Origin of the sequence: Amorphus sp. 3PC139-8, assembly GCF_040750475.1 — a bacterium.
Lineage (GTDB): Bacteria > Pseudomonadota > Alphaproteobacteria > Rhizobiales > Amorphaceae > Amorphus.
This window is the reverse complement of the sequence record NZ_JABJVY010000014.1, coordinates 88,192-112,186: the sequence shown is the minus strand read 5'-3', so window position 1 is coordinate 112,186 and position 23,995 is coordinate 88,192. Positions and strand designations below refer to the sequence as shown.

At 64.1% G+C, this 23,995-nt stretch carries 22 protein-coding genes; 14 read left to right on the top strand and 8 right to left on the bottom strand.

Annotation, left to right across the window (positions count from 1 at the left end; translation table 11 throughout):
• The first annotated feature begins 118 nt into the window (after positions 1-118).
• A complete protein-coding gene (locus tag HNS03_RS14575) occupies positions 119-1,294 on the top strand; it encodes a glycerophosphodiester phosphodiesterase family protein (protein WP_367196252.1) in 1,176 nt (391 codons plus the stop codon).
• An 86-nt stretch (positions 1,295-1,380) separates the two neighbouring features.
• On the opposite strand, the gene HNS03_RS14570 is transcribed toward HNS03_RS14575, so the two are convergent.
• Both HNS03_RS14570 and HNS03_RS14565 read right to left on the bottom strand, forming a co-directional pair.
• Complete coding sequence (locus HNS03_RS14570; protein ID WP_367196231.1) at positions 1,381-1,908, bottom strand: CoA-binding protein; 528 nt, start codon at positions 1,906-1,908, stop codon at positions 1,381-1,383.
• Between the two features lie 41 nt (positions 1,909-1,949).
• Positions 1,950-2,777, bottom strand: coding sequence for an enoyl-CoA hydratase (locus HNS03_RS14565; protein WP_367196230.1), 828 nt, complete (start codon positions 2,775-2,777; stop codon positions 1,950-1,952).
• A 213-nt stretch (positions 2,778-2,990) separates the two neighbouring features.
• On the opposite strand from HNS03_RS14565, the gene HNS03_RS14560 reads away from it, so the two are divergent.
• From HNS03_RS14560 to rpsI, 3 genes are all read left to right on the top strand, one after another.
• Positions 2,991-3,431, top strand: coding sequence for a PaaI family thioesterase (locus HNS03_RS14560; protein ID WP_367196229.1), 441 nt, complete (start codon positions 2,991-2,993; stop codon positions 3,429-3,431).
• A gap of 272 nt (positions 3,432-3,703) precedes the next feature.
• Positions 3,704-4,168, top strand: coding sequence for a 50S ribosomal protein L13 (rplM, locus tag HNS03_RS14555; RefSeq protein WP_367196228.1), 465 nt, complete (start codon positions 3,704-3,706; stop codon positions 4,166-4,168).
• Positions 4,168-4,659: a 30S ribosomal protein S9 gene (rpsI, locus tag HNS03_RS14550; RefSeq protein ID WP_367196227.1), complete on the top strand. Its 492-nt coding sequence runs from the start codon at positions 4,168-4,170 to the stop codon at positions 4,657-4,659. Before rplM ends, rpsI begins: the two co-directional genes overlap by 1 nt.
• 336 nt (positions 4,660-4,995) lie before the next feature.
• Here the strand turns inward: rpsI and HNS03_RS14545 are convergent, their stop codons facing one another.
• Positions 4,996-6,609, bottom strand: a complete 1,614-nt coding sequence (locus HNS03_RS14545) for an APC family permease (protein WP_367196226.1) — start codon at positions 6,607-6,609, stop codon at positions 4,996-4,998.
• A gap of 334 nt (positions 6,610-6,943) precedes the next feature.
• Here HNS03_RS14545 and speB point away from each other — a divergent pair, with 334 nt between their 5' ends.
• Positions 6,944-7,915, top strand: a complete 972-nt coding sequence (speB, locus tag HNS03_RS14540; protein WP_367196225.1) for an agmatinase — start codon at positions 6,944-6,946, stop codon at positions 7,913-7,915.
• A gap of 107 nt (positions 7,916-8,022) precedes the next feature.
• Complete coding sequence (gene argC / locus HNS03_RS14535) at positions 8,023-9,075, top strand: N-acetyl-gamma-glutamyl-phosphate reductase (RefSeq protein WP_367196224.1); 1,053 nt, start codon at positions 8,023-8,025, stop codon at positions 9,073-9,075.
• Positions 9,076-9,171: 96 nt separating this feature from the next.
• Here the strand turns inward: argC and HNS03_RS14530 are convergent, their stop codons facing one another.
• Entirely contained in the window at positions 9,172-9,681 is a 510-nt protein-coding gene (locus HNS03_RS14530) for a DUF2165 family protein (protein WP_367196223.1), read from the bottom strand.
• A 35-nt stretch (positions 9,682-9,716) separates the two neighbouring features.
• Positions 9,717-11,525, bottom strand: a complete 1,809-nt coding sequence (gene phaC / locus HNS03_RS14525; RefSeq protein ID WP_367196222.1) for a class I poly(R)-hydroxyalkanoic acid synthase — start codon at positions 11,523-11,525, stop codon at positions 9,717-9,719.
• A gap of 197 nt (positions 11,526-11,722) precedes the next feature.
• On the opposite strand from phaC, the gene HNS03_RS14520 reads away from it, so the two are divergent.
• From HNS03_RS14520 to HNS03_RS14485, 8 genes are all read left to right on the top strand, one after another.
• Positions 11,723-12,025, top strand: coding sequence for a hypothetical protein (locus HNS03_RS14520; protein WP_367196221.1), 303 nt, complete (start codon positions 11,723-11,725; stop codon positions 12,023-12,025).
• A gap of 144 nt (positions 12,026-12,169) precedes the next feature.
• Positions 12,170-13,387 carry an LL-diaminopimelate aminotransferase gene (locus HNS03_RS14515; protein WP_367196251.1) on the top strand — a complete coding sequence of 406 codons (1,218 nt, stop codon included), beginning with the start codon at positions 12,170-12,172 and terminating at the stop codon, positions 13,385-13,387.
• A gap of 31 nt (positions 13,388-13,418) precedes the next feature.
• Positions 13,419-14,774, top strand: coding sequence for a homoserine dehydrogenase (locus tag HNS03_RS14510; protein WP_367196220.1), 1,356 nt, complete (start codon positions 13,419-13,421; stop codon positions 14,772-14,774).
• A 2-nt stretch (positions 14,775-14,776) separates the two neighbouring features.
• A complete protein-coding gene (gene glpX, locus HNS03_RS14505) occupies positions 14,777-15,778 on the top strand; it encodes a class II fructose-bisphosphatase (RefSeq protein ID WP_367196219.1) in 1,002 nt (333 codons plus the stop codon).
• 31 nt (positions 15,779-15,809) lie between these two features.
• Positions 15,810-17,636: a single-stranded-DNA-specific exonuclease RecJ gene (recJ, locus tag HNS03_RS14500; protein WP_367196218.1), complete on the top strand. Its 1,827-nt coding sequence runs from the start codon at positions 15,810-15,812 to the stop codon at positions 17,634-17,636.
• Positions 17,637-17,745: 109 nt separating this feature from the next.
• A complete protein-coding gene (locus tag HNS03_RS14495; RefSeq protein ID WP_367196217.1) occupies positions 17,746-17,964 on the top strand; it encodes a BrnA antitoxin family protein in 219 nt (72 codons plus the stop codon).
• Between the two features lie 46 nt (positions 17,965-18,010).
• Positions 18,011-18,769 carry a YrhK family protein gene (locus HNS03_RS14490; RefSeq protein ID WP_367196216.1) on the top strand — a complete coding sequence of 253 codons (759 nt, stop codon included), beginning with the start codon at positions 18,011-18,013 and terminating at the stop codon, positions 18,767-18,769.
• 185 nt (positions 18,770-18,954) lie between these two features.
• A complete protein-coding gene (locus HNS03_RS14485; RefSeq protein ID WP_367196215.1) occupies positions 18,955-20,520 on the top strand; it encodes a putative bifunctional diguanylate cyclase/phosphodiesterase in 1,566 nt (521 codons plus the stop codon).
• 54 nt (positions 20,521-20,574) lie between these two features.
• Here the strand turns inward: HNS03_RS14485 and HNS03_RS14480 are convergent, their stop codons facing one another.
• The 3 genes from HNS03_RS14480 to HNS03_RS14470 form a co-directional block, all read right to left on the bottom strand.
• Positions 20,575-22,215 carry a putative bifunctional diguanylate cyclase/phosphodiesterase gene (locus HNS03_RS14480; protein WP_367196214.1) on the bottom strand — a complete coding sequence of 547 codons (1,641 nt, stop codon included), beginning with the start codon at positions 22,213-22,215 and terminating at the stop codon, positions 20,575-20,577.
• A gap of 245 nt (positions 22,216-22,460) precedes the next feature.
• Positions 22,461-23,558 (bottom strand): serine/threonine protein kinase, encoded by a 1,098-nt coding sequence (locus HNS03_RS14475; RefSeq protein WP_367196213.1) that lies wholly within the window; start codon positions 23,556-23,558, stop codon positions 22,461-22,463.
• 227 nt (positions 23,559-23,785) lie between these two features.
• A complete protein-coding gene (locus HNS03_RS14470; RefSeq protein ID WP_367196212.1) occupies positions 23,786-23,944 on the bottom strand; it encodes a hypothetical protein in 159 nt (52 codons plus the stop codon).
• Positions 23,945-23,995 lie beyond the last annotated feature (51 nt).

Genomic DNA, 23,995 nt, shown 5'->3' with positions numbered 1-23,995 from the left:
ACCTTTGAGCGGGCGTTGTGGTTCGGCCCGATTGGATTGGTCTGTTGCCCCCCTTCGATAGTGGAGACTTGATATGACCAAGTCCGTTCTCGCCGCCGCAACGCTGGCCGCTTTGCTGATGCCGGCCGCCGTGCAGGCCCAGCAGATGCCGGAGCAGCCGCTCAGCTATGGTGCCCGGCCATTCTATCTGATCGACAAACTGCCGGATGGCGAGCTGAAGGAAAAGCTCTCCGCCTGCATGGACCAGACCCCGGCCCGCACCACGTTCTCCATCGGCCACCGTGGCGCGCCGCTGCAGTTTCCGGAGCACACCGTCCAGTCGAACCTCGCCGCCGCGCGCCAGGGCGCGGGCATCCTCGAGTGCGACGTGGCCTTCACCAAGGATAAGGAGCTGGTCTGCCGCCACGCGCAGAACGACCTCCACACCACGACCAACATCGTCGTCACCGACCTTGGCGAAAAGTGCACCACGCCGTTCTCGCCGGCCTCGGACGGTGGCAAAGCGACTGCGGAATGCCGCACCTCTGACCTCACGCTTGCCGAGTTCAAGACGCTGACGCCGAAGATGGACGCTTCCGATCCGTCGGCGACCACGGCCGAGGCGTTCCTCGGCGGCGTGCCGTCCTTCCGCACCACGGAATATGCCGACGGCGCGGAGCTGATGACCCACAAGGAGTCGATCGCGCTGTTCAAGAGCCTCGGCGCCAAATTCACGCCGGAGCTCAAGGATCCGGCGGTGGAGATGCCGTTCGACGGCTTTTCCATGGACGACTACGCCCAGAAGATGATCGACGAGTACAAGGACGCCGGCATTCCTGCCTCGGACGTGTTCGCCCAGTCCTTCAATCTCGACGTCATCAAATATTGGATCGCGAACGAGCCGGAATTCGGCGCGCAAGCGGTGTACCTGGTCGAGCCCGATGACAGCTGGGACGGCGCCGATCCGTCGACCTGGGAGCACAGCCCGGCTGAGATCGCCGAGCTGGGGGTGAACTATCTCGCTCCGTCGCTCAACATGCTGGTTGACCTCGACGACAGCGGCAACATCGTCGCCTCCGACTATGCCAAGGCCGCGAAGGATGCGGGCCTGAAGCTGATTAGCTGGTCGCTGGAGCGCTCCGGCCCGCTGGCCAATGGCGGCGGCTGGTACTTCAACTCCGTGACCGACGCGATCAACTCCGATGCCGACTACTATGTCGTGCTCGACGTGCTGGCGCAGGATGTCGGCGTGGTCGGCGTCTTCTCCGATTGGCCGGCGACCGTGACCTACTACGGCAACTGCTTCGGTCTATAATTCCAAGCGACACGAACCGGCGAGGGCGGGCCAGCGGCGCGCCCCCGCTGCACGTCGCATCGCGCGACGGCCGAGTGCAACGAAGGTCACGTGTCCGGCTTGTCGAGCCCCAGATGCTGCACCCCGGCCTGCCGCTTGGGCCGGCGCGCGGAGATCGTGCGCGAGTTGACGCCGGACCAGGAGATCTCGCCGCACAGCCGCGCATACTCAATCTTCGGGCAGCGGTTCATGATCACAGTCATCCCGGCTTCCTCAGCATCGGCGGCGGCGGCATCGTTGCGCACGCCGAGCTGCATCCAGATCACCTTCGGGCGAGGGGAGAGGGCGATCGCCTCTGCCACGATCTCCGGGACGGCTTCCGATTTGCGGAAGATATCGACCATGTCGATCGGCTCGGGCACGTCGGCAAGCCGGGCATAGGCAGGCTGATCCAGGATCGTACCGCCGGCCTGGCCGGGATTGATCGGGATGACCCGGTAGCCCTTCTGCATCAGATATTTCATGACGAAGAAGGACGGTCGCACCGGGTTTGCGCTCGCCCCCACGACGGCCACCGTGGAAACGGAGCGCAGAACGCCGCGGATGTGGTCGTCGGTGTAGCTGTCGTGGGCCATGGTGTCCTTGCAGGGGCAAATGGGTGGGGAAAGCCTCTGGGTCAGCGGCCCTGCCAGTCTGGGTCCCGCTTGCCGACGAAGGCCGTCAGTCCCTCCTGACCGTCGTGGGTCATGAGGTTCTCCACCATCACGGTGGAACAGTGGGCGTAGGCGTCCTTCAGGCCTTTCTCAATCTGGGCGTAATAGGCTTCCTTGCCCATCTGCAGAACGAGAGGCGATTTGGTCGCAATCTTCTCCGCCAGCGCCATCGTCTCTTCCGTGACCTTGTCGTCGGGCACGACGTGATTGACCAGGCCGATCTTCTCGGCGCGCTCGGCGGAGATCAGGTCGCCGGTCATCAGCATTTCCAGCGCCGCCTTACGGTCGACGACCCGCGACAGCGGCACCATCGGCGTGGAACAGAATAGGCCGAAGGTGACCCCCGTGGTGCCGAACCGGGCGCTTTGCGCCGCCACCGCCATGTCGCAGGCAGCGACGAGCTGGCAACCCGCCGCGGCCGCCACCGTCTGCACCTCAGCGATGATTGGGCGCGGGTTGCGCGCAATACCGTACATCAGCGCGGAGCACTGATCGAAGAGCTGTTCGAAATAGGCACGCCCCCCGTCGGGATCGCCATAGTGCTGGGTCATGGCCTTCAGGTTATGGCCGGCGGAGAAGGCCGGTCCTTCCGCCGCGATCACCACGCAGCGGACGTCGGAGGCCCTGGCAGCCCGTTCCAACGCCTCGTCGAGGGCCGCCATCATCTCCGAGGTGAGAAGATTGCGTCGCTTCACATCCACGAGGGTGAGCCGGCGCACCCGCCCGATGGTCTCCTCGCGGACGAGATCCGCAGCCTCGGGGGTGGTTTCGGACGGTGCGTGCGCGTCCATGACAGTTTCCTCCGAAAAGTGTCGAACCCTGCCGGTTCTTCAACCGAACGGTGCCTCGAAAGTCGAACGGTCGCAACTGGTCGCAACTTCCGCCAAGAGCGCGTTGACTGCCCAGGCGGCTTGTTCGAGGCAAACGAGCTGGTCCAGGATCTGGTTCGCCGACAAGAGGAAATCCGCCAGCGAAATGGCAAGGGGGCGGCAGGGAGGACAGGCATGCAGACCAAGGGCGAGATCGCCGCATTTCTAGCGCGGGAGTTTCCCGCCGTTTTCGGCCCGGAACGGGGCTGCTCGGTCGATCTCGCCGAAAACGGACGCGCGATCTGTCGGCTGGTGCCGACCCGCGACCATCTGCGGCCGGGCGATATTATCTCCGGCCCGACCATGATGATGCTGGCGGATGCGACCGCCTATGCCGCGCTCCTGTCGGTCTATCAGGGCGCAATCCATGCGGTCACGACCAGCCTCACGATCAACTTCCTGCGCGCCGTCACGGCGGAAGCGCCGCTCCTTGCCGAATGCGAGATCATCAAGCCCGGCAAGCGCTTGGCTGTGATCACCTGCGAGGTGCGCGGCGCCGGCGCGGACGCGGTTGCCGCCCATGTCGTGATGACCTATTCCGTGCCGCCCGAGCGGACGGTCGCAACAGACAGGTAACATAATACCTTATTTGCAAGATCCTGTTTTAAAGGCGGTTTTTGCGACGATTGTCGCTTGACTGCGCGAGCCGGGCCGCCTATGTCAGGCGCCATTCGCGAAAGTCGCCGTCGATCCGGACGGCTGGCGCTTTAGCCGGCCGGGTCTGATCGTTTTGGCGTCGACCGAACAGGAATTCGGATCGATCCGCGCGGGCGCTGCTTCGGCGCGGATCGGATCGAGACAAAAGGGACGCTCTCCGGGTAGGGGACGGCTCGAACAAGGGTGAAGCCATGAAGACGCCATCGGTCAAACCGGCCGAAGTCGAAAAGAAGTGGATCGTCATCGACGCCACCGACCTGGTCGTGGGTCGGCTCGCGTCGATCGTCGCCAACCGTCTGCGCGGGAAGCACAAGGCGATCTACACGCCGCACGTCGACTGCGGCGACAACGTGATCGTCGTGAACGCCGACAAGGTCCGCCTGACCGGCCGGAAGTACGAGAACAAGAAGTACTACTGGCACACGGGCTATCCGGGCGGCATCAAGGAGCGCACCGCGCGTGCGCTCTTGGAAGGCCGCTTTCCGGAGCGTGTGGTCGAGGCGGCGGTGCGTCGGATGATCCCGCGCGGCCCGCTCGGTCGCCAGCAGTTCAAGAACCTCCACGTCTATGCCGGTCCGGATCATCCGCACGAGGCTCAGAAGCCGGACACGCTCGACGTCGCCGCGATGAATCGTAAGAATAAGAGGGAAGCCTAATGTCCGACCAGCTTCAGTCCCTCGAAGAGCTCGGCTCGGCACTGGGCGGTGGCGAAGGCGTCGCCGAGACCGCTGCTCCGGTCCATGTCCAGAAGCTCGATGCCCAGGGCCGCGCCTACGCGACCGGCAAGCGCAAGGACGCCGTTGCCCGCGTGTGGGTTCGCCCGGGAACCGGCAAGATCCAGATCAACAAGAAGGACTACACGGACTATTTCGCCCGTCCGGTCCTGCAGATGGTGATCCGCCAGCCCATCCTGGCCGCTGATCGTGACGGCCAGTTCGACATCGTCGCGACGGTGTCGGGTGGTGGTCTTTCCGGCCAGGCCGGTGCCGTCCGCCACGGCATCGCGAAGGCGCTGACCCACTACGAGCCGGAGTTGCGCAGCGTGCTCAAGCGCGGTGGCTTCCTCACCCGCGACTCCCGCGTGGTGGAGCGCAAGAAGTACGGTCGCGCCAAGGCTCGCCGCAGCTTCCAGTTCTCCAAGCGCTAAGCGTTTCCAGGCGCAGTGGGAGCCGGTTCACCGTTCGCAAACACGGGACCGATCTGATTGCGCTGCGAGCCGGTTTGGCCGACTTGCGACCACCGAAAAAGTCAACGCCCGGGCGGCAGACCGCCCGGGCGTTTTTGTTTGGGGGGATTTGAAGCTACCAAGGATAACGATTTTGCCGGAGCGCGGGCTGCAACGTTACCTGCGTGGCTCGACCGCGCTCAGATCTGCTTGGCGCGCGCCGCGCCGATGGTCGGCGACTGACGGCCTTTGCCTCGATAGCCGCTCACTCCCGCGTTTCCAGGAATGAGCGGTGGGCGAGATGCCACACGCCGCCCGTTAGACCTCTTCGTGACCGTATTCGGCGCGTTCGAAAATCCGCTCTTCCTCCATGTAGCGGTCGAATTTTTTCTGGGGGAGTTTGGATTTCAGCGCATAGGTGAACGTGCCGATAGCCAACAGGGCGATCAGGAGCTGGTCCCATCCGAACGGAATGATGCCGAGGCCATCGCCGAAATGGCCGAGCATGGAGATCAGGCCGATTCCGACGAAGTAGGGGATCAGCCAGATCGCCTCGCGCAGATCGAGTTCTTGTGGACCATGGTTGCCACGGAACCACATCCGGCTGATCAGGAACCAGACGAAGCCGACGATGAGCGCGATGCCGAGGCGCCAGATCGTGTCCCAACCGCTCCAGTAAACCACCAGCGTGGCGATGACGAAGGCGACGCCGGCGGTGATGCGGACGGCCGGCACCTTGAAGGCGCGCGGACGGTCCGGCAACAGCGTGCGCAGTGCGACCACGGAGATCGGCCCGACCACGAAGGACAAGACGATCGCCGCGCCGTTGAGCGCCACGACTTCGCTAAACGGCATCGCCACGAAGAACAGCGCCGACACGACGAAGTTCAGGAACAGGGCGTGAAGCGGCACGCCCCGCTCGGAGATTTCCAGGAAGAAGCGGGAAAAGAGGCCGTTCTGGGCAAGCGCGAGCGCGAGACGCCCGTTGGAGCCGGAGGACACCAACCCGGCCGCAAAGGTGGATGCGACGGCGCCGACATTCAGAAGGCTGACCAGCCAGAGGATGCCGAGCGCGCTCGCGATCGCGGCCATCGGCCCCATCTGATGGCCGAGCGAAAGCGACTTCCAACCGTTGGTCATCTCGCCGGGCTCCACCGCGCCGATGAAGGCGATCTGCAACAGCCCGTAGATCACGAAAGCGATCAGGACGGCGAGAATCAACGCGGCCGGAATCGTGAATTTTGGGTTCTTGGTTTCGCCGGCCATGTCGATGGCATGTCGGAAGCCGATGAAGGCGAAGATGATGCCGCCGCTCGAGACGGCCGCGAGGATGCCTTGCAGGCCGTAGGGGGCGAAGCCGCCGGTTTGCTCGTTCGTGAAATTCCCGCCGTTGAAGATCGAGAAGATGATCATCAGCGCGAGCAGGAGCGGAATCCCGATCTTTGCCCACGTCAGCGTGGAGTTGATATAGGCGAAAAACTTAACGCCGACGGCGTTGATGATGGTGAAGACCAGAAGCAGAAGCGTGCAAATCACCACGCCCCAGACCGAGAGGGTGCTGGTGCCGGTTCCGACGTAGAGCCACGGCGTGTGCGGGGCGAGATAGTGCAGCATCGCCTCCACCTCGATCGGGGCGGTGGTGTTGTAGCCGACCCAGGCGGACCAGCCCATCGCCATGGCGACCACGTTGCCGTGGCTGAATTGGGGGACGCGGGCGATGCCGCCGGCGACCGGCAGCATGGCCGAAATTTCGGCGAATGTGATGGCGAGCAACAGCATGGCAATGGCACCGATCGCCCAAGAGATCAACGACGCCGGGCCGGCATACTGGCTGGCCTCCAGCGGGGCGAACAGCCATCCCGAGCCGATCATTCCGCTGATTGCGACGAAGGTCAGCCCGATCAGGCCGATTTCGCGCTTCATATGATGCATCGATAGTCCCCCTCGTGGATCCCGCCTACGCTCGACGGTTCCGGCGTCGGGTCGTGAGACGGGGGTCGTGCTTTTGTTTGTCGAAACGGGATCCGGGCAGATGTCTGCGAGGCCCGCTTGTTTCTTTGTCCGTCTCCGCTCCCGCCGTCCGGCGGTCACAGCATCGCCTCATTTCGCAAACTACGCGACTTTTGACCGAGTTGTCAGCGTCGGCCGATTGGCCGCGTTGGAAAATCCGCTATTTTTCAAGGTCTTTGTCGCCACCGTTGTGGCCCGACTGCAAAGCCGGTATTGGAGGGCGCGTTTCGACAGCCCATCCACCGAGGCTCAAGCCATGGCCGATGCTCCGCTGCCGCGGCCGACGGACAACGCATTTCTCGGTCCGTCCGTCTACGGCGGTTCCCATGAGGCGACTTATGCCGGCGTGACGTCGTTCATGCGCCGGCGGCTTTCGCGTGACCTGACCGGTGTCGACCTGGTTGTCTGGGGCATTCCGTTCGACGCCGCCGTGTCCAACCGGCCCGGCGCGCGCTTCGGTCCCCAGGCGGTCCGCCGCGCTTCGGCTATCTTCGATGGCGATCCGCAATATCCGTTCGGCTTCGACCCGTTCGAGAGCCTTGCTGTCGTCGACTACGGCGATTGCGCGTTCGACTATGGCCGGCATGCGGAAATCCCCGGGGCGATCGGCCAGCAGGCGGGTGCCATTCTGGATGCCGGCTGCCATCTGTTTTCCATCGGCGGGGACCATTTCGTCACCTGGCCGCTCTTGAAGGCGCATGCGGAGCGGCACGGTCCGCTTGCGCTGGTTCAGTTCGATGCGCATCAAGATACCTGGCCGGATCAGGATGGCCGGATCGATCACGGCAGTTTCGTCAGACGCGCCGTGCGCGATGGCGTCGTGGATCCGGAGCGCTCCATCCAGATCGGGATTCGCACGCATGCGCCGGAAACGTGCGGCTTCGAGATCATCGATGGCGACGAGGTTGCGCGGCTGGGCTGCGCCGGCGTGATTTCGCGCATTCTGGCGCGGGTCGGGCCCGCCCCGGCCTATATGACGTTCGACATCGACTGCCTCGATCCGGCGTTCGCGCCGGGAACGGGCACCCCGGTTGCCGGCGGTCTCTCAAGCCGCGAGGCGCTGATGATCCTGCGGGGCCTCGGGGAGGTCGATTTCGTGGGCGGCGATGTGGTGGAGGTTGCACCTCCCTATGACCACGCCGACATCACGGCGATCGCCGGATCGACTGTCGCGATGACCTATGTCGCGATGGTCGCACAGCGACGACGAGGGACCTCACACGCCTAATGCCGCCGGTGCGCCGTTGCCGGTGCCGAGGCAGTGCCGATGCGCTGCCTGCCGATCCCCATTTCCGAAACCGTTATTGAATTGTCTGCCTCAAGGAGGCTTGCCAGATGTCCAAGTCGTTCAAGGTCGCCGTCTTCGGTGCTTCGGGCTACACCGGGTCCGAGCTCGTCAGGCTGCTTCTGCGCCACCCGAATTTCGAGATCGCCGCTTTGTCTGCCGACAGCAAGGCGGGGCGGCCGATGGCAGAAGTGTTTCCGCAGTTCTCCGGCGTCGCGCTGCCCGATCTGCAGAAGATCGAGGATATCGATCTCACCGGCCTCGACGGTGTCTTCACCGCGCTGCCCCACGGCACCACCCAGTCGGTGATCGCCGACACGCTGGCGAAGCGCGCGGATCTGAAGATCGTCGATCTTTCGGCCGATTTCCGGCTCGCCGATCTGGATGCGTACGCCGAATGGTACGGCCATCCCCACAAGGCGCCGGAGCTCCAGTCGGAGGCCGTCTACGGCTTGGTCGAAATCCATCGCGACAAGATCCGTTCGGCCCGGTTGGTGGCCAATCCCGGTTGCTACACCACAACGGCGGAGCTGCCGCTGATTGCGCTTCTGGAGACCGATGCGATCGATGCCGACGAGATCGTGATCGATGCCAAGACCGGCATGACCGGGGCGGGGCGGGCGGCCAAGGAGGGCATGCTGTTCTCCGAAGTATCGGAAGGCATCCACGCCTACGGCGTCGGCCGGCATCGGCATATGGCTGAGCTTGACCAGGAATTCTCCGTAGCGGCCGGTCGCGAGGTGCGGGCGAGCTTTACCCCGCACCTGGCGCCCATGAATCGCGGCATTTACGCGACAATCTATGTGAAGGGCAGGGGCTCGATCGCGGCCGAGCAGATGCATCGTATCCTGATGGAGCGGTTTGCCAGCGAGCCGTTCGTTACCGTGCTGCCATTCGGCCAGGTGCCGCAGTCGCGGCACGTGCGTGGCTCCAACATGGTCCAGCTCGGCGTGGTCGCCGATCGCCGGCCCGGCCGGGCAATCGTGATCTCTACCCTCGACAATCTGGTGAAGGGGGCGTCAGGCCAAGCGGTTCAAAATATGAACCTAGTGCTCGGTTTGCCCGAGACGGCCGGCCTGCAGCAGATCGCTCTGTTCCCATAGAACGAGGTCACGAGACGGGGGAGCCGGTGCCGGCTTCCTCCTTTCTCAGGCTTTGAAGCTAGCGCGGCCGCGCTAGCTTCGCACTTCGGCATTGTGTCACAAATGCTGGGTGCGTTCGCCGTCGTTGTCGAGGAAGATATAGATCCCCGCCGCGAGCATGGTCATGTAGAAGCGGAACGCGCCCTCCTGGCCATTCCAGGTGTCTGACTGCCACATGGCGAACCACTCGCCGCCGACGGCCATGAAGCCGATGAACCAGACCACGAAGCCGAGCGTCACGCCCACGGCGGTAAACGACTTGGCGCGCTGGAACGCCGATTTGGAGGCCGTCACCCGGCGCGCCATCAAAAGCGTGGCGATGGCGAAAGCGAGACAGGTCAGGCCTTCGGCCAGGATGATCAGCGCATAGGCGGTGCGCTGAACCTCCTCGCTACGGATCGCGCGCCATTTCAGCGTGGAGTCGGGAAAGATCGTGTCCATGGCAAGCACATGGTGCACGAACTGCCAGTTCGATCCGTAGTCGGTCAGATTGCCGAACGTCACCAGAAAGCAGAAGAACGTGAGTCCGGCGGTCATGATGATCTTGGAAACGCGGACGGCGATCATCTCAAACGGCCCTCAAGAACGGTCGGTGGTATCGGTCAGTAGCGGACTTTGACGTAGCGCCCCGGTGCATCCTCGATCGGGTTTAGCACGCCGCAGCCGGGCTCGCGCGCCGGCACGTCCTCTTCGCGCGCATGGGCGCGCATCCACGCCTCCCAGTCCGGCCACCAGGATCCGGGGCGTTCTTCGGCCCTTTCCAGCCAGGTCTCGAAATCACCCTCGACCGGCGCACCGACCCAATATTGATATTTGTTTTTCGCCGGCGGATTGACCACGCCTGCGATGTGGCCGGAGCCGGACACGGTGAACCGGACATCGCCGCCGAAATGGCGCGAGCCTTCGAACACCGAGCGCGCCGGGGCGATGTGATCCTCACGGGTGGCCAGATTGTAGACCGGAATCTTCACGTCGGAGAGGCTGAGGCGTTTGCCGCCGAGGTCCAACGTTCCCTTGGTAAAGCGATTCTCCAGATAGAAGTTGCGCAGATAGAAGGAGTGGTTCGCCGCCGGCATGCGCGTGGAATCGGAGTTCCAGTAGAGCAGGTCGAACGGGAACGGCTCCTCGCCCTTGACGTAGTTGTTGACCACGTAGGGCCAGATCAGGTCGTTTGAGCGTAGCATGTTGAAGGCTGACGCCATGCGCTCGCCTTCCAGAAAGCCCTTTTCGCGCATGTGCGCTTCCAGGCTCATGAGCTGCTCGGGATCGACGAACACCTTCAGATCGCCGGCGTGGGTGAAATCCACCTGGGTTGCGAGGAAGGTGACGGTGTCGGCGCGGGTGTCGCCGGTCGCCGCCATGTAGGCGAGTGTGACGCCTGTCAGCGTGCCGCCGACGCAGTAGCCGATCAGGTCGATCTTATCTTCGCCGGTGGCCTTCTGGACCAGATCGAGGCTGTCGAGGATCCCCTCGCGCATATAGTCCTCGAAGCTCTTCTCCGCGAGCCGTGCGTCGGGGTTCACCCAGGAGACGACAAACACGGTGTAGCCCTGGTCCAGCATCCACTTGATGAAGGATTTTTCCGGGTTGAGGTCGAGGATGTAGAACTTGTTGATCCAGGGCGGCACCACCAGGATCGGCTTCTTCTTCACCGTTTCGGTGGTGGGGGAATATTGAATGAGCTGGCGGACATCGTTTTCCGCCACGACCTTGCCGGGGGTGGTGGCAAGCGTTTCGCCGACCTCGAAGCCCTCCAGCGCGGTCTGCCGGATGCGCAGCGTGCCGCCGCCGCGCTCGATGTCCTCCGCCAGCATCTTCATGCCACGCACAAGGTTCTCGCCATTGGAGATGGCGGTGGCGCGTAACAGCTCCGGATTGGTCAGGATGAAGTTCGACGGCGACATCGCGTTGGCGAGTTGGCGCACATAGAACTCCGCCTTGTGGCGGGTGTGATCGTCAATGTCCTCGGCTTCCTCCACCAGGTTCTCCGCCCAGCGCGAAGTGATGAGGTAAACCTGCTTCAGGAAGTCGAAGAACTGATTCTCCGACCATTCCGGATCCTTGAAGCGCTTATCGCCGGGGGCGGGGGCGACGGCGGGATCGGCTTCATCGCCGGCCATCCGTTTCAACGTCGTGTTCCAAACCGACATGTAGCCGGCCCAGAGCCGACTTTGGGCCTCGAGCGCGCGGTTGGGATCGGACATCCAATATTGGCCGACCTGGGATAGGGTTTTGACCCAGTCGTTGATCTCTTCGCCGTAGCGCGGGGCCGCTTCGCCTTTCTCGATCGGTCCGAGATAGGCGGCCAGCGCTTTGCCGCCTTGCTCGATCACCCGGGCGAGGTTCTCGGCGAAGGCTTCCGGGTTATTCACGATATACTGCAGGATCGGGTCAGGTCGCTTCTCGTCCATGGCCGCCTCATCCCCCGGGTTCGTCTGCGCAGGAAACCAACCGATAGAACTCCGGTATGGCCTGTCGGTGACATCTATCCTACGGAGTGCGGTCGATGAAAGCGACCGGGGCGACGAATTCGCGCGGCACAATTGCGCCGTCAGCCCATTCGGGCCATTGATGGCCCCAGTCAACGATGGAGGCGGGAAGCCGGACGATGCCGAGCCGAGTAAAATCGATCCGCGTGCGCGCTGGTGCCGCCGTGTCGGCGACCGTTTTGGCGGCAGCGCTGCTGTCGGCCTGTTCCAGTACGCCCGGCGCTCCACTGCTTGGCCCGAAGTCCGATCCGCCCGTGCCCCAGGCGACGACCGGAAACGCGACCCGGCCCGACGGTTATCCCAATCCCCTGGTCGATCCCGTAGAGGTTCCCGGCACGCCGTTGACTGCCGCCGAACAGGCCGATCTCCAGGCCGATCTGGAGCGTCAGCGCGATGCCACCCAGGCCCAACGGAATTTCTAGGCATCGAAAGCGATTGCCGAACGAACTTAGTGCGGATTTGGCGTGCGCGCCGGCCATTCCCGCTCTATAGTGCGCGCCCCCAAGGGAAACATTAACCAACGCCATTTTAGCGTCGGCGACGACGTGACGGCAGGGCATGCGATGATGGACGATTTTCACAAAATTCGGCGGCTTCCACCTTATGTGTTCGAGCAGGTCAACCGGCTGAAGGCCGCCGCCCGAGCCGAGGGTGCCGACATCATCGATCTCGGCATGGGCAATCCGGACCTGCCGACGCCGCAGCTCGTCATCGACAAGCTGGTGGAAACGGTCAACAAGCCGCGCACGAATCGCTATTCCGCGTCGCGCGGCATCGGCGGCCTGCGCCGGGCCCAGGCAGCTTATTATGACCGCCGCTTCGGTGTGCGGCTCGATCCGGAGACCCAGGTCGTGGCGACACTGGGCTCCAAGGAAGGCTTCGCCAACATGGCCCAGGCGATCACCGCGCCGGGCGACGTGGTACTGACGCCGAACCCGAGCTATCCGATTCACGCCTTCGGCTTCCTGATGGCGGGCGGCGCGATCCGCTCCGTGCCGGCGGAGCCGGGGCCTGAGTTCTTCCATGCGCTCGAGCGGGCGGTGATCCACTCGATCCCGAAGCCGATCGCCGTGGTGCTGTGCTACCCGTCCAACCCGACGGCCTGCACCGCCACGCTCGACTTCTATAAGGACGTGGTCGCGTTCGCGAAGAAGCACGAGATCTTCGTCCTGTCGGATCTCGCCTACGCGGAAATCTATTTCGACAGCCCGCCGCCGCCTTCCGTACTGCAGGTGCCGGGCGCGATGGACGTGACGGTTGAGTTCACCTCCATGTCGAAGACATTTTCCATGCCAGGCTGGCGGATGGGATTTGCCGTCGGCAACGAGCGGCTGATCGCCGCGCTCGCCCGTGTGAAATCCTATCTGGACTATGGTGCGTTTACGCCGATCCAGGTGGCGGCGGCTGCGGCGCTCAACGGCGGCGAAGAGCCAATCGTCGAGATCCGGGAGATTTATCGCAAGCGGCGCGATGCGCTGGTGGACAGCTTCGGACGCGCCGGCTGGGAGGTTCCGCCGCCCCAGGCCTCCATGTTCGCCTGGGCCAAGGTGCCGGAGCCGTTCCGCGATCTCGGCAGCCTTGGCTTCGCGAAACTGCTCCTGGAAAAGGCCGAGGTTGCCGTGGCGCCGGGCGTGGGCTTCGGCGAACACGGCGACGAGTATGTCCGCATCGCGCTGGTGGAGAACGAGCAGCGAATTCGCCAGGCGGCACGGAACGTGCGTCGCTTTCTTGAAACGGCCGAGCAAACGTTGCACAACGTCGTCCCTATCGGCGCGCGCCGATAGGTAGCTGCAACTTCCCAGACTTCGGTCGTTCATGAAATCTTCCCTGAAAGTCGGCCTTGCCGGCCTCGGTACGGTGGGTGCGTCGGTCGTGCGCCTTTTGGAGCGCCGGCGCGACGAGCTCGCGGCCGCGTGCGGCCGGCCGATCGAGGTTGTCGCCGTTTGCGCGCGCGACCGGAACAAGGATCGCGGCATCGATCTCTCGACGATGCGCTGGTACGACGATCCCGCCGAACTCGCCCGAGACGAGGAGATCGACGTTTTCGTCGAGCTGATCGGGGGCGAGGACGATCCGGCCGCGGCGTCGGTCCGCGCCGCTCTCAGCGGCAGGCGCGCAGTGGTGACCGCCAATAAAGCCTTGCTCGCCAAGCACGGCACCGAGCTTGCGCGTCTTGCGGAGGCAAACGCGGTATCGCTGTCGTTCGAGGCGGCGGTGGCCGGTGGCATCCCCGTGGTCAAGACCATGCGGGAGGCTCTGCTCGCCAACCGGATCGGCCGCGTCTATGGCATCCTCAACGGTACCTGCAACTACATCCTCACCCGGATGGAGGCGGAGGGGCTCGACTTTGCGACCTGTCTGCGCGAGGCGCAGCGGCTCGGCTATGCCGAGGCCGATCCGACCTTCGATATCGACGGTTTCGATTCCGCCCACAAGCTGGCCATCCTGACGAGCCTGGCGTTCGGCACCGAGGTCGACGGCGAGGCGGTCTATGTGGAAGGCATCCGCTCGATCGAACCGGCGGACTTGCAGGCGGCCGACGAGCTGGGCTTCCGCATCAAGCTTCTGGGCGTGGCGCTGCAAGCCGGTGACGGCATCGAATGCCGCGTGCATCCGACCATGGTGCCCAAGGCTTCTGCAATCGCCCGCATCGACGGCGTTCTGAATGCGGTCGCGATCGACGGCGACGCGCTCGGTGAGATCATCCTGGTTGGGCCAGGGGCGGGCGGCGATGCCACGGCATCGGCCGTGATCGCGGATCTTGCCGACGTTGCGCGCGGCGATCTGGTTCCGCCCATGGGCCGCGCGGCCCATCGTCTGAAGCCGTTCCCGCGAGCGCGGATGCGCCGGCATGCGGGCAGCTACTATATCCGCCTCTCCGTTGCCGATCGGCCCGGCGCATTTGCCGCGATTGCGGGTCGCATGGCGGAGAAGGGGATTTCCCTGGAGTCCATCGTCCAACGCCGCCGCGCTCCCGGCCAGAGCGATGCGGGGGATGCGTCCGAGGGGTCGGTGAAGCCGGTCTTCCTCGTCACGCACGATACGACCGAGGAAGCTGTGAGGGAAGCGCTTGCGGCGATTGCAGCGGACTCGGTAATTGCTTCCGAGCCGCAGGTCATTCGAATCGAGCGCCTGGACGACACGACACCTTCGGCGCGACGGGAGAATTGAGGATGTCTGAGAAGACGGGTGCCTATACGAGCGAAGCGGTCCTCGACCGGATCCTGACGCTGGAGGTCGTGCGCGTGACGGAGCGCGCGGCCGTGGCGGCTGCGCGGTTGCGCGGGCGCGGAGACGAGAAAGCCGCCGACCAGGCCGCTGTGGACGCCATGCGTCGTGAGCTCAACCGATTGCCGATCGACGGCACGGTGGTGATCGGCGAGGGCGAGCGCGACGAGGCGCCGATGCTTTATATCGGCGAGGAGGTCGGTACCAAGCAGGGGCCGAAGGTAGACATCGCGCTCGATCCGCTCGAAGGCACGACGATCTGTGCCAAGAATCTGCCGAACTCGCTTGCCGTGCTGGCACTGGCCGAAGGTGGCAGCCTTCTGAATGCGCCGGACGTCTATATGGAGAAGATCGCCGTGGGCCCGGGTTATCCGCCCGGCCTGGTCGATCTCGATACGCCGCCGGCTGAGATGATGGCCGCGGTCGCCAAGGCCAAAGGATGCGCGATCCGCGAGGTGACGGCCTGCATTCTCGATCGGCCGCGTCACGCCAAGCTGATCGAGGAAGTGCGTGCCACCGGCGCCGCCATCCGTCTGATTGGTGACGGCGACATCGCAGGCGTTATCCACACCACCAATCCGGAAGAGACCGGGATCGACATCTACATGGGCATCGGCGGTGCGCCGGAAGGTGTGCTGGCGGCGGCCGCGCTGCGCTGCATCGGCGGCCAGATGCAGGGCCGGCTGGTCATCAACAAGGAAGAGCAGCGGGTACGCGCCGAGAAGATGGGCGTGACCGACGTCAACAAGAAGTACGCGATGGAGGAAATGGCCTCCGGAGACGTGTATTTCGCGGCGACCGGCGTGACCGACGGCAACCTTCTGCAGGGCGTGCGCTTCGGGCGCGAGACCATCGGTACCCACACGGTCGTGATGCGCTCCTCCACCAAGACGGTCCGCTGGATCAAGGCGACCCACGCCAACCTTGAAAAGTTCCGGCTCGATTGACCGAATCGCCCCCGTTTGCGATCCAAGCTGGATGGCGAACGCAACGGGTACGGGCAAACGACGGGAAGCCGGCGGCAGCGATGCTGCTCCGCTTCTCGGCGTGCGCGCGTCGGCGACCGGTCGGTCCTGGCGAGCGCGGCTGTGCGCGGCCGAGGAAATCGAAGCACGCACGATCGCCCAGCGCCACGGCCTGCCGGAAATTCTAGGCCGGGTGCTGGCCGGCCGCGGTGTCGACTGCGACGGCACCGAAGCCTTCCTGTCGCCCAGCCTGAAGGCGCTGCTTCCCGATCCCTCCACGCTGACCGACAGCGAGGTCGCCGCGGAGCGACTGGCCGATTCCGTTCAGCGCGGCGAGCGAGTGACCGTCTTTGCCGACTACGATGTGGACGGCGCGACCTCCGCCGCTCTGGTCGTCAGGGCGCTGCGCGCCTACGGGCTCGATCCGGTGATCTATGTTCCCGACCGAGTCACGGAGGGCTACGGTCCGTCGGTGGACGCCGTCAAACGGCTTGCGGCCGCCTGCGACCTGCTGGTCACGGTCGATTGCGGGAGCGCCGCTCACGAGCCGCTGGAGGCGGCGCGCGCAGCGGGTGCAGATGTGGTGGTGATCGACCACCATCCGGTCGGCGAAGCGTTGGCGCCGGCGCGGGCCGTGGTCAATCCGAACCGCCAGGACGATTTGTCGGGGCAGGGCCACCTGGCCGCGGTCGGGGTGACGTTCCTGGTGCTGATCGCGCTCAATCGGGCGGTTCGTCGACGCGGAGGCGCGGCTGCCGCCCGCGCGCCGGATCTTCTCGGCCTTCTCGATCTGGTCGCGCTTGGCACCGTTTGCGACGTGGTGCCGCTTGCCGGCCTCAACCGTGCGTTCGTGACCAAGGGCCTGAAGCTGATGCGCAGCCGGGTCAATCCGGGACTGACGGCGCTCAGCGATCAGGCCCGGCTCTCCGGTCCGCCGGAAGCCTATCACCTGGGATTCCTGTTGGGCCCGCGGATCAATGCTGGTGGGCGAATCGGTGATGCTGGCCTGGGCGCACGACTTTTGACCAGCGACGATCCGGCGACCGTCGCTCAAATCGCGGCGGACCTCGATCGGCTCAATCGCGAACGCCAGACGGTGGAACAGGCCGCGGTGAAAGAGGCCGAAGCGATGCTTCTGCCCTTGGAGACCGCGGACGCGCTGCCGCCGGTGATCGTGGTGTCCTCGCCGGGGTGGCACATCGGTGTGGTTGGCTTGGTGGCCTCCAGGCTCAAGGAGCGCTATCGCCGGCCGGCGGTGGCGATCGCCATCGACGAGACCGGGCGCGGGGTGGGGTCGGCTCGTTCGGTGCCCGGCGTCGATCTGGGTGCGGCTATCCGTGCGGCCTTCGAGAACGGCTTGATCGTAAAGGGCGGCGGGCATGCCATGGCGGCCGGCATGACGGTCGAGAGCGACCGGATCGCGGCGTTGACCACCTGGCTTTCCGACCGGCTGGCCGACGAGGTCGCCATGGCGTCGGCGAGCGACGGCTTGTCGATCGACGGCCTTCTGGTCGCAGGCGCTGCCACCGAGGATCTGATCGCGCTTTTGGAGAAAGCCGGTCCGTTCGGGGCGAAGCATCCCGAGCCGGTGTTCGCGTTCGCCAACCTGCTGGTCGACACAGTGGGCGAAGTGGGTGAGTCCCATCTTCGTATTGGCTTCAAGGCCGACGACGGCGCCCGGCTGGACGCCATGGCGTTCCGCGCCCGTGGCGGCGCGCTCGGCGATGCCATTGCTGCCGCGCGGGGATCGTCGCTGCATGTCGCGGGTTCGTTGATGCTCGATACCTTCCGCGGTGTGCCGAAGGTGCGTCTGCGTCTGCTCGACGTTGCGTCCGGGTGACGTTGCTTCCGGTTCGCTCGCATGCGCGGACCGGCGAAGGTAAATGGTTTGTCACGGCCGGAAGCCGTGCAAGAGTGGACTTTCACACTGCAACCTGGAGGAGGGGCCAATGGCCCGACGTCCAACCGATTACCGCGCGGCCGCTGAAGCGGTGTTTAAGCGGCCTGCGCCCAAGGTCGAGGCCCCGAAGGCCCCGGCAGCCGTGCCTCAGGGCAAGGAAACGGTGACGTTGAAGATCGACCGCGATGTGCTGGCCGCTTTTCAGGAGGATGGACCCGGCTGGCAAGATCGGATCAACGCTGCGCTCCGGCAGTCCGCTGGGCTTTAATGCGGGCTCGTCGAGCTGACGTTCTGCTTCCAGGGAAGGCCGTTTCATGCCCCACCTGTTCGTCAATCGGCCTCGGCTTCACGATCTTGTCGGGGACGACCCGGATCTGAGATCCAATTTCCGATGGGAGACCGTTAACGCGGTCACCTACGAGGTCGGCGGTCTGGTCTTCATCGCCGGAAGCATCTGCTTTTTTCCCGCTTTGTCGGCGTATGCCGATGCCGGTGCTTGGATCTTTTTTGCCGGTTCGTTGCTCTATCTTCTGGTTACCGCCCACGACATGATCGAAGTGGTGCGGCACATCTGGCGCAAGCCCGCAGACGTCGATCTGTGGGAGCGGTTTGAGTTCTGGGCCGCCTTTTCCTATCTTTTCGGAACGCTGCTGTTCGTCGTCGGCAGCGTTTTCTTCCTGTCCTATGTCGGCCTTTTCACCGCCGGCGCGTGGTGCTTCGTCATCGGTAGCCTGCTGTTCGTCCTGGGTGCGGTGATCAACGTCCTCCAGATCGTCCAAGCCGACGATCTGATCACCTTGCAGCTCATGAACCTGACGGCGCTGACCTTCGTGGTCGGCTCGGTGCTCTTCGCCGTGGCCTCGATTCCCTATCTCTGGAAGTTCGGCGATAAGGCGGATGAGCTGATCCTCGATGGCTTCCTTGCCTGGCAATATCTGGTCGGCAGCTTCCTGTTCTTCGCCGGCGGGCTGTTCAACTACCGCCGCGCCGACCGGGTGGTGGCACGCGCCATCGGCGCGACGTCGATTGTCGGTCACGTTGCCGTGCCGCCGCTCCGGCGCCTCTCAGAGTAAAACCCGCCTCGCGCAAGCCTGATCCCGCAAAGCTGTCGGACGAGAGCGGGATCCGATCTTCCAGGCCGTTCCCGATCTGACAATCAGTAGACGATGGTCGCGCTCCTCGCCGGAGGAGCCATGGCGATCGTTTGGGCAGGGCCTCTGCAGCGACCTTCTACGGGCCTTGCGTTCCGACGGGGACTATGACCGTGGAGGTGAAGACCAGCCGAGGTGTTTGGGCGCTCTATCTCGTCATTGTGACGCTGGCGTTGCTCGCCTTCGCGGGGCTGATCCGCAGCGACATTCTGCCGGCGATCTATCGGGCGCAGCACACTCCCGCGATTTGGACCGCGCTTCAGCTTATCCAAGTCTTCGTGGTCGCCATCTCCGCCTTGATTGCCATTCTCGTCGTCTATCTCATCAATCTGCGTCAGGCGATCGCGCGGCGCGAGAAGGCGGAGGAGGCCGCGCGCAAGCTTGCGCTCTATGATCCGCTGACCGGCCTGCCAAACCGTCACAATTTCGAGCAATCGTTCGAGAAAGCACTGACCGAGGCGGGCGAGATGCACCGCTCCGTCGGCCTCGTCTTCATGGATCTGGACCGCTTCCGGGCGGTCAACGACCTGCATGGCCATGGCGGTGGCGATCGGGTGCTTCAGGGCATAGCCCAGCGCATCAAGACGATCGTGGGCTCGTGCTGTCTGGTGGCGCGGCTCGGCGCCGACGAGTTCGCCGTTGCGGTCCTGAGCGAGGGCAACGACGGCCGGATCGTTAGAACCGTGCAGCAGTTGCTGCGGGAAGTGCGCGAGCCCATCGCGCTTGGGGGAAGCGAGGTTACCGTAACCGCGAGCATCGGCATTGCCGTCTGGCCGCAAGACGGCAAGACGCGCGAACTCCTGATGCAGCGTGCCGATTTGTCGATGATGCGCGCCAAGGCCGATGGCCGGAATACCTATGCGACTTTCGATTCCGGCTTCGATGCTTCACTGCGCAAGCGCCTGAGTTTGGAAGGCGATCTCCGGCGGGCGATCGATACCGGGCAGGTCATGCCGCATTTCCAGCCCTTCGTGCGTCTGGACACCGGAGAGTTGGTCGGCTTCGAGGTGCTGGCGCGCTGGACCCATCCCGTGAAAGGACGGATCGGCCCGGATGTCTTCATTCAGATGGCCGTTGATCTGGGCGTGATCGACCGGCTGTTTGAGACGGTGCTGGAGGTGGCCGCGCGAGAGGCGATGACGTGGGAGCGCCCACTGTGCATCGCGGTCAACGCATCGCCCGCGCAGCTTAAAAGCCAGCGCATGCTGCAAACCATATTGGACTGTCTGAAGCGAACGGGCCTGCCGGCGGGTCGTTTGGAAATCGAAATCACCGAAGATGCGATCGTGGAGGATTTCAAGCGCGCGCAGGACACCATCGTCGCGCTGAAATCGAAGGGCGTGGGCATCTCCCTGGACGACTTCGGCACCGGCTATTCCAGCTTGAAGCACCTCTACGAACTGCCCGTCGACAAGATCAAGCTCGACAACACGATCATCGGGCATCGGCGCGACGGTCAGGCGGTCGCAACGATCGTCGACCTGGTGATCCTTTTGGCACATCGGCTGGAGCTCAAGGTCACAGCGGAAGGGATCGAGACGGAGGAGGATGCCGCTTGGCTCAAGACGCACGGCTGCGACTTCGGCCAGGGCTATCTCTATTCGCCGGCGGTGCCGGCCGCCGAAGCTCGGGAGCTCGTCGCTGGGCCGGCCCGTCGGCAGGCGGCCGAATAGCGAAGCTTGGACGTGTGTGCCTTGCACGGACGGAGCGTGTGCAAAAGCGCCGGATTACCGCCGCTGCGGCTCTCCCAAAGCGCGTCCCTGGATCTCCGAAAAGCCCATCTTTTTGAGCACGCAGAGCTGATTGCTGTCATCGACGCCTTCGGCCGTGACCGCGATGTTCATCTCCTGACCGAGGTGAATGATCGCCTGCACGAGCGCCAACGAGCGCGGGTCGGTCCGAAGGTTTGCGATGAAGCTTTCGTCGATTTTCAGGCGATCGAACTGGAATTTGTGCAGGTGGGCGATCGTGGACGACCCTGAGCCGAACTTGTCGAGCGCGAGGTGCACCCCGCGCGCCTTGATGGCGCCGAGGGTCACCGCGACGCGTTCTTCGTCGCCCAGGAGCGCGGTTTCCGGCATTTCCAACTCCAATCGATTGCCAGCAAGGCCGGAGATGTCGAGAGCGCGTTCCACCGTCTCCTGCAGATCGCCATATTCGAGCTGAATCGGAGAAATGTTGACGGAGACCCGCAGCGCCTCGTTCCAGGTCGCCGCCGCCTTGCAGGCTTCCATCAGGACCCAAGTGCTGATCTTGTGAATCAGGCCGGCCTTCTCCGCGGTTGGCAGGAACATCTCACGGGGGATCTCGCCGCGCTCGGGATGCTGCCAGACTGGTAGGGCTTCGTACCCGTGCACCTCACCGTCGGCGCCGGTCAGTGAAGAATAGACCAGCGACAATTGGTTTTTAGCGAGGGCCTGGCGCAGGTCGTCTTCCATCCGCCAAGGCGGGGTATCGACATGGTCGCCGTCCGTCGTCCTGTAGAAGCCGCTGCCGCCGGCCCTTTTGATCTTGTAGAGCGCCTGATCCGCTTCCTTGTAAAGCTCGTCATTGTCCTTGGCATCGTCGGGGAAAAGGGCGATGCCGATGGATGCGGAGACGATAAATTCCTCACCTCCCATCGTGACGGGCTTCTCCAGCGCCGCGACCAGCCGTTCGGCAAGCACAAACGCGCCGCTTGGCTGATGAATGCCGACCTGTACGATGCAGAATTCATCCCCGCCGAGCCGTGCCACCGTGTCCACAACGCGGACGTGGCTTTTCAGACGCTTTGCCACGACCTTTAGGAGTTCGTCGCCTGCAGCATGGCCGTGCTTGTCGTTAACGGCCTTGAAGCCGTCGAGATCGAGCAGGAGGAAGCCGACCTTCGATTCCGATCGGCGGGCAAGCTCGATTGCATCGGCCAGACGTTCGTTGAGCTCGGCGCGGTTGGCAAGGCCCGTCAATTCGTCATGGGAGGCAAGATAGCGGGCGCGCGCCTCGGCCTCCCGGATCCGCGTCACGTCGGAAATGGAAGCCAGGATGAAAGGCGTCTCGCCGTCCACCGTGGGAAGGTGGACAAGCCGCTTGCGGGTCACGACGATGTGCGGGGTGCCGTCCGCGTCGTCGGCGACTTCTTCATTCTCGATCATGCTTCCGGTGCGGAAGACTTCTTCGTCAATGCGCCAAAACACGTCCCGTTGCTCGTCGGGATTGCTTCCGGTCGTATTGAGGATGTCGTCCCGTTCGACGCGGGCGAAGTCGCAGAACGCATCGTTGACCATGACGAGACGATGGTCCTGGTCCAGCAGGAAAACCGGACTTGGAATGGAATTGAGGATCGTTTGCAGCGATTCAATCGTCGGAATGATCGGCGATTTCGAAAGCATCTGGCCTCCGTCAGCGACACAGGTCGTGCCGTTAGATGAGGAAGCGCTAATAAATGTGAATATTTGATGTCCTGCAACTCTAAATATTTTCTCTAGTAAATTGTATTTCTAAGTATAGTGGGGGTCGCGGCCAGCCACGAGGCGTGCGCCAGCGTTTTAAGTCCTGACCCAGGCCGTGATGGCAGACGTAACGAAAGGCAGATCGGCACGAAGGAAGACTGGCGAAAGCCCTTCCTGGATTGGCGTCAGCTCGCGTCCGGGCTTCCGGCCGAGAAGGTCCGGTCGGAGAGGTTGAGGCGGTGAGCGGCGATCCGCCGCGCCGTTTCCCGCGTGGTCTCGTCGGCTTCTGCCGCTTCCAGATCGTCCAACAGGTTGCGGGCGATCAAGGTTAGGAGATCGCGGCGCGGTGCCCCGTCTGCGGCGAGCGGCAGCGCGTCGACCGGTTGGATGAGGTCGGGTGTTCCGGCGGTGCCCAGCGTCTCGCGGCACCAGGCCTGAAGGGCGGGAGGATCCGCCGGCTGGGGGCCGACCACGAAGGCATAGAGCCCGGCACCATGACGGGGGTAGGGATAGCTGACCACCACAGCGGCCTGAACCGTCGGATGTTCGGCGAGCCGTGTTTCGGTCTTGGCGCCGAATTCGCGCAGGCGGTCGTGGCCGCCTTCGCCATCGGACCAGGAGAAGAGGCCCCGCGTCACGGCGTTGTAAACGCGCTTGCCAGTCGCCATCCAGATCCGGGTCGGCAGGCTCTTGCGCGACAGGATCGTGCGTTCGCGTGCCGTCAGGGCGTCCGGGCAGTAGCGCTTCTTGTGTTTCAGAAGGTGGCGAAGATCCTCGTAGGCGAGCACGCGAAACAGCTTACCGCGCCGGGGATGGACGCTGGCGAGCTGGAAATCGATCAGCCCCGGCTCGCCGTCGGCGAGGCGCAGCCAATTTTGCTGTTTGGCCAGATCGTTGTGGGCGATGCCGCGCCGGTGCAGGGAATGAAGCCGCCGCTTCGCTTCGCGGAAGAAGGCGACGTCGCCGTGCGGCTCGGCAATGTGGAGCGGAACGCCGGCCATCCAGCCGCGGTAAAGCCGGCCGCGCTCGGCGGCGACGAGTTGCGGGACGCCCTTAAGCCCGTCGAGGCGGCGCAGCGCGCGGCGCTCGCGCCAGAACAGGAGATGAGCAAGCGGTTTCGACCAGATCGGCGTCGGCGCCACATCGCGTTCCACCACGACGACATCGCCGAGGCGGCCGAGGGTCACGCGGCTGAACACGTCGCTTTTGAGGACGGTGTCGGCCTCGAAACGGGGCGCGGGGACGGGGGTTTTGGCATCCAAGGCGGCATTCTCTCCGATCACTTGGGGCCTTCCCTAATCCATTTCGCCTTTCGGTGCAGCCGGAAGCATCGATCGTCAACAAGGCAACCGCGAGAATTGAGGGCCTTATTGGCTGTCGAAACGGAAAACGCCCGCCGGTGGGAGGGAACCGGCGGGCGTTCCTTATCGCCGCGACCCGAGGGGAGGGGACGGTCGCGGCTTAAACGAACCGAGAGACGCAAAAACTACGTCTCGGTCCGAATTCTGAGTCACGGACGCAGCACATCCCTGGAGCGACCGACCAGCTTTTCGATGTCCAGCGGGCTCAGCCCGAGGTCCATCTGCTGGTGGGGGGTGAGCTTGCGGATTTCGGCGATGTTGCGGGTGTCCTTCCAGGACTGAAACGTCCGAACGAAAATGTCGAACATGGCGGCGCTCCAAAAAGCCGCCGAGCCTCGTGGCCGGCAGCGGTAACAGAC

Bases quoted from the DNA above. Each gene is read 5' to 3' on its own strand.
- HNS03_RS14560 (WP_367196229.1), top strand. From the start codon at position 2,991: ATGCAGACCAAGGGCGAGATCGCCGCATTTCTAGCGCGGGAGTTTCCC.
- HNS03_RS14480 (WP_367196214.1), bottom strand. From the start codon at position 22,215: ATGCTTTCGAAATCGCCGATCATTCCGACGATTGAATCGCTGCAAACG.
- HNS03_RS14565 (WP_367196230.1), bottom strand. From the start codon at position 2,777: ATGGACGCGCACGCACCGTCCGAAACCACCCCCGAGGCTGCGGATCTC.
- HNS03_RS14515 (WP_367196251.1), top strand. From the start codon at position 12,170: ATGGACGATTTTCACAAAATTCGGCGGCTTCCACCTTATGTGTTCGAG.
- HNS03_RS14485 (WP_367196215.1), top strand. From the start codon at position 18,955: ATGACCGTGGAGGTGAAGACCAGCCGAGGTGTTTGGGCGCTCTATCTC.
- glpX (WP_367196219.1), top strand. From the start codon at position 14,777: ATGTCTGAGAAGACGGGTGCCTATACGAGCGAAGCGGTCCTCGACCGG.
- rplM (WP_367196228.1), top strand. From the start codon at position 3,704: ATGAAGACGCCATCGGTCAAACCGGCCGAAGTCGAAAAGAAGTGGATC.
- speB (WP_367196225.1), top strand. From the start codon at position 6,944: ATGGCCGATGCTCCGCTGCCGCGGCCGACGGACAACGCATTTCTCGGT.
- HNS03_RS14495 (WP_367196217.1), top strand. From the start codon at position 17,746: ATGGCCCGACGTCCAACCGATTACCGCGCGGCCGCTGAAGCGGTGTTT.
- rpsI (WP_367196227.1), top strand. From the start codon at position 4,168: ATGTCCGACCAGCTTCAGTCCCTCGAAGAGCTCGGCTCGGCACTGGGC.
- HNS03_RS14470 (WP_367196212.1), bottom strand. From the start codon at position 23,944: ATGTTCGACATTTTCGTTCGGACGTTTCAGTCCTGGAAGGACACCCGC.
- phaC (WP_367196222.1), bottom strand. From the start codon at position 11,525: ATGGACGAGAAGCGACCTGACCCGATCCTGCAGTATATCGTGAATAAC.
- HNS03_RS14545 (WP_367196226.1), bottom strand. From the start codon at position 6,609: ATGCATCATATGAAGCGCGAAATCGGCCTGATCGGGCTGACCTTCGTC.
- recJ (WP_367196218.1), top strand. From the start codon at position 15,810: ATGGCGAACGCAACGGGTACGGGCAAACGACGGGAAGCCGGCGGCAGC.
- HNS03_RS14490 (WP_367196216.1), top strand. From the start codon at position 18,011: ATGCCCCACCTGTTCGTCAATCGGCCTCGGCTTCACGATCTTGTCGGG.
- HNS03_RS14510 (WP_367196220.1), top strand. From the start codon at position 13,419: ATGAAATCTTCCCTGAAAGTCGGCCTTGCCGGCCTCGGTACGGTGGGT.
- argC (WP_367196224.1), top strand. From the start codon at position 8,023: ATGTCCAAGTCGTTCAAGGTCGCCGTCTTCGGTGCTTCGGGCTACACC.
- HNS03_RS14520 (WP_367196221.1), top strand. From the start codon at position 11,723: ATGCCGAGCCGAGTAAAATCGATCCGCGTGCGCGCTGGTGCCGCCGTG.
- HNS03_RS14570 (WP_367196231.1), bottom strand. From the start codon at position 1,908: ATGGCCCACGACAGCTACACCGACGACCACATCCGCGGCGTTCTGCGC.
- HNS03_RS14575 (WP_367196252.1), top strand. From the start codon at position 119: ATGCCGGCCGCCGTGCAGGCCCAGCAGATGCCGGAGCAGCCGCTCAGC.
- HNS03_RS14530 (WP_367196223.1), bottom strand. From the start codon at position 9,681: ATGATCGCCGTCCGCGTTTCCAAGATCATCATGACCGCCGGACTCACG.